General features: G+C 70.5%; 2 protein-coding genes and 1 pseudogene. 1 reads left to right on the top strand and 2 read right to left on the bottom strand.

Features of this window, described 5'->3' with window-relative positions; genetic code table 11:
- Positions 1-136 (top strand): annotated as a pseudogene (locus ACFY12_RS35340) (ABC transporter ATP-binding protein); the annotation flags it as partial.
- 106 nt (positions 137-242) lie between these two features.
- Here ACFY12_RS35340 and ACFY12_RS35335 read toward each other — a convergent pair.
- Positions 243-5,228, bottom strand: a complete 4,986-nt coding sequence (locus ACFY12_RS35335; protein WP_390720094.1) for an NAD-glutamate dehydrogenase — start codon at positions 5,226-5,228, stop codon at positions 243-245.
- A 398-nt stretch (positions 5,229-5,626) separates the two neighbouring features.
- Positions 5,627-6,298: an HAD family hydrolase gene (locus ACFY12_RS35330; RefSeq protein ID WP_390720093.1), complete on the bottom strand. Its 672-nt coding sequence runs from the start codon at positions 6,296-6,298 to the stop codon at positions 5,627-5,629.
- Positions 6,299-6,314 lie beyond the last annotated feature (16 nt).

Genomic DNA, 6,314 nt, shown 5'->3' with positions numbered 1-6,314 from the left:
CTTCCTGGTCAGCCACAACAACAACTCCATCCGCGACACCTGCGACCGCGTCCTGTGGCTGGAGCGCGGCGAGCTGCGGATGGACGGCCCGACCGGTGAAGTCCTCGCGGCCTACGAGGACTTCACCCGCGGCTGAGGTGCGGTGCGGGTTCACCCGCGGCTGAGGTGAGGTGGGGGGGCAGGCACCGCCTCCCGGTGCCTGCCCCCCACCTCACTCTCTGCCTCAGCTGTGCGTACCCGCCTCAGCTGTGCGTACGCAGCAGCGTCCGCATGGTCCGCATGGCGACGGACAGGTTCGCCAGGTCGAAGCCCTCCGACCCGTGGATCTCCTCCAGCGTCGCCCGCGCCCGGGCGAGGATCGCCGCGTTCGCCTGCTCCCAGGCCTTGAACCGCTGCTCCGGCGACGCGGAACCGTCACCCGCCGACAGCACGTCCGCGGTGAGCGCGGCGTGCGCCGCGAAGAGGTCCTCGCGGATCGAGGCGCGGGCCATCGACTGCCAGCGGTCGTTGCGCGGCAGTTCCAGGATGCGGTCGAGGAGCTGGTTGACCCGCAGCCGGTCGGCCAGGTCGTAGTAGACCTCGGCGACCGCCAGCGGCTCCTTGCCCATCCGGTCCGCGACGGCGACGATGTCCAGCGCCGGGAAGACCGACGAGAAGCCGGACACCTGGACGGCCAGCGGCTCGGGGACGCCCGCGCCGGTCAGCTCCTCCAGAATCGTCTGGAACCACTCCAGGTCGCTGCCCTGGAGCAGCTTCGGCAGCTGCGCCCAGACCTGTCCGACCCGCTCCGTGAAGAAGTCGATGGTCTCCGACAGCTCCAGCGGCTGCCGGCGGTTGTTGAGCAGCCAGCGGGTGCCGCGCTCGACCAGCCGCCGCGAGTGCAGCCGGATCCGGGTCTGCACATGGGCCGCGACCACGTTGTCGAGGGCCTCGACGTCGTCCCAGACCTGGTTGAGCCCGAAGATCGCACGGGCCGCGGTGTGCGCCCGGACGACCTCTTCCAGGGAGGCCCCGGTCTCCTCCCGCATCCGGTGCAGGAAGCTCGTACCGCCGGTGTTGACGGTGTCGTTGACCAGCACCGTCGTGACGATCTCGCGGCGCAGCGCGTGCCCGTCGACCTGCTGGGGGAAGCGCTCGTACAGCGCCGACGGGAAGTAGGCGTGCAGCAGCCGCTGGAGGTACGGGTCGTCCGGCAGGGGCGTCTGGATCAGCGCCTCGGCCACCGTGATCTTGGTGTAGGCCAGAAGCACCGCGGTCTCGGGCTGGGTCAGTCCGCGGCCGGCGTTCAGGCGCTCACGGATCTGCCGGTCGGTGGGCAGGAACTCCAGCGCCCGGTCGAGGTCGCCGTCGCGCACCAGGCGCCGCATGAAGCGCTGCTGGGCGTGGAGCATGCTGGAGGACTGGGCGATGGCCAGCGCCAGCGCGGTGTTCTGCGCGTAGTTGTTGCGCAGCACCAGCGCGCCGACCTCGTCGGTCATCTCGGCCAGCAGCTTGTTGCGCTGCTTGACGGTCATATCGCCGTTGGTGACCACGGCGTTGACCAGGATCTTGATGTTGACCTCGTGGTCGGAGGTGTCCACACCGGCGCTGTTGTCGATCGCGTCGGTGTTGATCTTCCCGCCGGCCGTGGCGAACTCGATCCGGCCCAGCTGGGTCAGGCCCAGGTTGCCGCCCTCGCCGACGACCTTGACCCGCAGGTCCTCGCCGTTGACCCGGATCGCGTCATTGGCCTTGTCGCCCACATCGGCGTCGGACTCCGGGGAGGCCTTCACATACGTGCCGATGCCGCCGTTCCACAGCAGGTCGACCGGTGCCCTGAGGATGGCCCGCATCAGATCGGCGGGGGTCATCTTCTTCACCCCGCCCTCGATGCCGAGGGCGGCCCGCACCTGCGCGTTGACCGGGATGGACTTGGCCTGGCGGGAGTGCACGCCGCCGCCCTGCGAGAGCAGCCCGGTGTCGTAGTCCGCCCAGGACGAGCGGGGCAGCTCGAAGAGCCGGCGCCGCTCGGCGTAGGAGGTGGCCGCGTCGGGGTTGGGGTCGAGGAAGATGTGCCGGTGGTCGAAGGCGGCGACCAGGCGGATGTGCTCGCTGAGCAGCATGCCGTTGCCGAAGACGTCGCCGGACATGTCGCCGACGCCGACCACGGTGAAGTCCTGGGTCTGGGTGTCGTGCCCCAGCTCGCGGAAGTGCCGCTTGACCGACTCCCAGGCCCCGCGGGCGGTGATCCCCATGCCCTTGTGGTCGTAGCCGGCGCTGCCGCCGGAGGCGAAGGCGTCGCCGAGCCAGAAGCCGTACGCCTCGGCGACCTCGTTGGCGATGTCGGAGAACGTCGCGGTGCCCTTGTCGGCGGCGACGACCAGGTAGGTGTCGTCCTCGTCGTGGCGGACGACGTTCTTCGGGGGGACGACCTCGCCGCCGACGAGGTTGTCGGTGATGTCCAGCAGACCGGAGATGAAGGTCTTGTAGCAGGCGATGCCCTCGGCCAGCCAGGCGTCCCGGTCCATCGACGGGTCCGGCAGCTGCTTGCCGACGAAGCCGCCCTTGGCGCCGACCGGCACGATGACGGTGTTCTTGACCATCTGCGCCTTGACCAGGCCGAGGACCTCCGTACGGAAGTCCTCCCGGCGGTCCGACCAGCGCAGACCACCGCGCGCGACCTTGCCGAAGCGCAGGTGGACGCCCTCGACGCGAGGCGAGTACACGAAGATCTCGTACGCCGGGCGCGGTGCCGGCAGGTCGGGGATGGCCTGCGGGTCCAGCTTGATGGACAGGTAGGCGTGCGGCTCGCCCCGGCCGTCGCGCTGGTAGTGGTTCGTGCGCAGGGTCGCCTTGATGACCGTGAGGAAGGACCGCAGGATCCGGTCCTCGTCCAGGGACACGACCTGGTCGAGCGCGCCGTCCAGCTCCTCCAGCAGGCCGTCCGTCAGCTCCGTGCCCGCTCTCTGCCGCTCCGGGGACATCCGCGCCTCGAAGAGCGAGACCAGCAGCCGGGTGGTGTGGACGTTGGTGGAGAGCGTGTCCTCCATGTAGGCCTGGCTGAACGTCGAGCCGGCCTGCCGCAGGTACTTGGCGTAGGCCCGCAGCACCATCGCCTGGCGCCAGTTGAGGCCGGCCCGCAGCACCAGCTGGTTGAAGTCGTCGTTCTCGGCCGCGCCGGTCCACACCGCGGTGAAGGCGTCCTGGAAGCGTTCGCGGGCGTCGTCGCCCTTGACGTGCTCCGGCATCCGCAGCCCGAAGTCGTAGATCCAGGCGACGGAGGAGTCGGCGCAGCGCAGCTCGTGCGGGCGCTCGTCGATGACCTCGACACCCAGGCGGTTCAGGCAGGGCAGCACCCGGGACAGCGAGACCGGTTCGCCCCGGCGGTAGATCTTGAAGCGGCGCTCGCCGGGGCCGGCGCCGACCGGCTCGTAGAGGCTGACCGAGAAGTCCTTGCCCGGTTCTTCGGCGAGCTGCTCGAGGTGCTGGATGTCGGCGACCGCGCTGCGCGGGTTGTTGTCGGCCTTGTAGCCCTCGGGGAAGGCGCGGCCGTAGCGGCGCATCAGCTCGGCCGCGCGCTCCTCGCCGGCCTCGGCGACCAGCGCCTCGGAGAAGCCGTCGGCCCAGGAGCGGGCGGCCTCCACCAGCCGGGCCTCGATGCGGTCGAGGTCGGCGTCGGTGAGCTCCGGGAGGGTGGAGCCGGGCGCGACGCGGATGACGAAGTGCAGCCGGGAGAGGACCGATTCGGTGTTCCAGGCCGTGAAGTCGACGCTGGTGCCGCCCAGCTCCTCCTTGAGGATGTCGATCAGGCGCAGCCGGACGCCGGTGGTGTAGCGGTCGCGCGGGAGGTAGACCAGCGCGGAGTAGTAGCGGCCGTACTGTTCCTGGCGGAGGAAGAGCCGCAGCCGGCGGCGCTCCTGGAGGTAGAGCACGCTGGTGGCGATGGACTGCAGCTCGTCGGCCGGCGTCTGGAACAGCTCGTCGCGCGGGTAGGTCTCGAGGATCTGCAGCAGGTCGCGGCCGTCGTGGCTGTGCGGGGTGAAGCCCGCGGCGTCGAGGACCTCGGCGACCTTGCGGCGGATGACCGGCACCCGGCGCACCGACTCGGTGTACGCGGCCGAGGAGAACAGCCCCAGGAAGCGCCGCTCCCCGATGACGTTGCCCTGCTCGTCGAAGGTCTTGACCCCGACGTAGTCGAGGTAGGAGGGGCGGTGGACGGTGGCGCGGCTGTTGGCCTTGGTCAGGATGAGCAGTCTGTGCTCACGGGCCTTGGCGCGGGCGTCGGCGGGCAGCCGGTTGAAGGACGGCGAGACGGGGTGGCCGGCGTCGCTCTCGCGGTGCGTCGGGTCGGCGCGCAGGATGCCCAGGCCCGTACCGGGCACAGCGGTCAGCACGTCCTCCTCGGCGCCTCCCTCGCCGGGTACGGAGCCGAGCTCGTACTCGCGGTAGCCGAGGAAGGTGAAGTGGTCGTCGGAGAGCCAGCGCAGCAGCTCCTGGGCCTCCCCGACCTCCCCCTCGCGCAGGTCGCCGGCGAGCGGCTCGGACGGCAGGACGTCGGCGATGCGCAGCGCGGCGGAGCGCATCTTCTCCCAGTCCTCGACGGCCTCGCGGACGTCGGAGAGCACCCGCAGCAGATCCGCGGTGATCTGCTTGAGGTCCTCGCGGTCGGTCTCGCGGTCCGTCTCGACGTGGATCCAGGACTCGGTCACCGCGTCGTGGGGCAGTTCGGCGGGCTTGCCCTTGCGGGTCTTGCCGGTCCTGCCCTTGCCGGCGTTGCCGTGCAGCTCGCCGTTGGAGTCGAGGACCTCGATCAGCTTGCCGGTGAGGTCACGGCGGACGATCACCTGCGGGTGGATCACGAGGTGGATGCCCCGGCCCTGCCGGGAGAGCTCGTTGGTGACCGAGTCGACCAGGAAGGGCATGTCGTCGGTGACGACCTCGACGACGGAGTGACTGCAGGTCCAGCCGTTCTCCTCGACGGTCGGCGTGTGCACCCGGACGTTCGCCTTGCCCTGCGGGCGCTGCTCCGCGAGGCGGTAGTGCGAGAGCGCGGCACCGAAGACGTCGACCGGGTCGCGGTCGATCAGGTCCTCGGGAGCGGTGTGCAGGTAGTAGCGCTGGAGGTATCCCGCGAGGGTGTCCGGGTCGAGACCGCGGACCAGGTGCTTGCCCCCGGCCGGGCTGCTTTCAACGACCCGGGCGGCCCTGGCGAGCAGCTCGGTTTTGGCTTCGTCCAGCTTGGTCTGCATGTCCTCTGGCTCCTGTCGCGCGCCGTTGCGTGACGTTGTGGAAGAACTTTTCGGAAGCCGCACAACGCCGCCGCGACGCGGGGTGTCCTGTCGCTGTCGACGCTATGCCGCGATGGGGAAGGGCCGGGCCGCTGTCGACAACCTGTGACGATGTCGACATGGAGTGGTGGCCGTGAAGACCAGCAGCCGCCCGGTCACGTTCGTGTCCCGGGCGCACGGCAGGGGCCTCGGCGCCCCCGCGGGTTATCGCGCTGATCACGCTGCAAGGCTATCGCTCCCTTCCCGGAAGCCGTCATGGGCCGTCCACAACAACCCCCGACGCGAACTTAGCCCTTTCGGACAACGTGGCGCCGCGATGGCGTATGCGTGCCGGTACGGGCCGCCTCGACGAGCCGGCCCTAGGCGACCATCTCGCCGGCGAGCTGCACCGCCTCGGCGAGGCTGTCCACCACCGGGACCCCCGGCACACCGCCGGCCTCCAGGCTCCGGCGGCTGTGCGACCCGCCCGAGTAGAGCACCGCGTACGCTCCCGCGTCCCGCGCGGCCACCGCATCGTCCACCGCGTCCCCGACCACGACCGTTCGCCCCGGCTCCACGTGCGCCAGCGCCGCCAGATGCCGGACCATCTGCGCGCTCTTCGTGCCCCCGGACGGCCCGGTCCGGCCCTCCACCCGCACGAAGTGCGACTCGATGCCGAAGCCGCGGACGAGCGGTATCAGCTCGTCGTGCCCGAACATGCTGAGGATCGACTGGCTCCGCCCGGCCGCCTGCCACTCCGCCAGCAGCAGCTCGGCGCCCTCGGCGAGCCCGCAGCCCAGGCGGTGCCGGCTGTAGTGCCGGTGGAACGCCTCGTCCATCACCAGCCACTCCTCGTCCGTCGGCAGCCGCCCCATCAGCCGCTCGTAGAACCGCGGCACGGGTACGCAGTACAGCTCCCGGTACGTCTCCAGGGTGATCTGCGCCAGCCCGATCTCCTCGAAGGCGGCGTTGGTGGCACCGATCACCGCGTCGACGTCGTGGAACAGGGTGCCGTTCCAGTCCCAGACGATATGCGTGGCGTGCTTACCCATGCGGTTTCCCCAGGTC

The organism is Streptomyces sp. NPDC001339 (genome assembly GCF_042895955.1).
Classification (GTDB): domain Bacteria; phylum Actinomycetota; class Actinomycetes; order Streptomycetales; family Streptomycetaceae; genus Streptomyces.
Note: the sequence above shows the minus strand (reverse complement) of the source record. Positions and strands in the feature narration are given on the sequence as shown.

Excerpts from the sequence above, each read along its gene's own strand:
- ACFY12_RS35330 (WP_390720093.1), bottom strand. The coding sequence starts at position 6,298 with ATGGGTAAGCACGCCACGCATATCGTCTGGGACTGGAACGGCACCCTG.
- ACFY12_RS35335 (WP_390720094.1), bottom strand. The coding sequence starts at position 5,228 with ATGCAGACCAAGCTGGACGAAGCCAAAACCGAGCTGCTCGCCAGGGCC.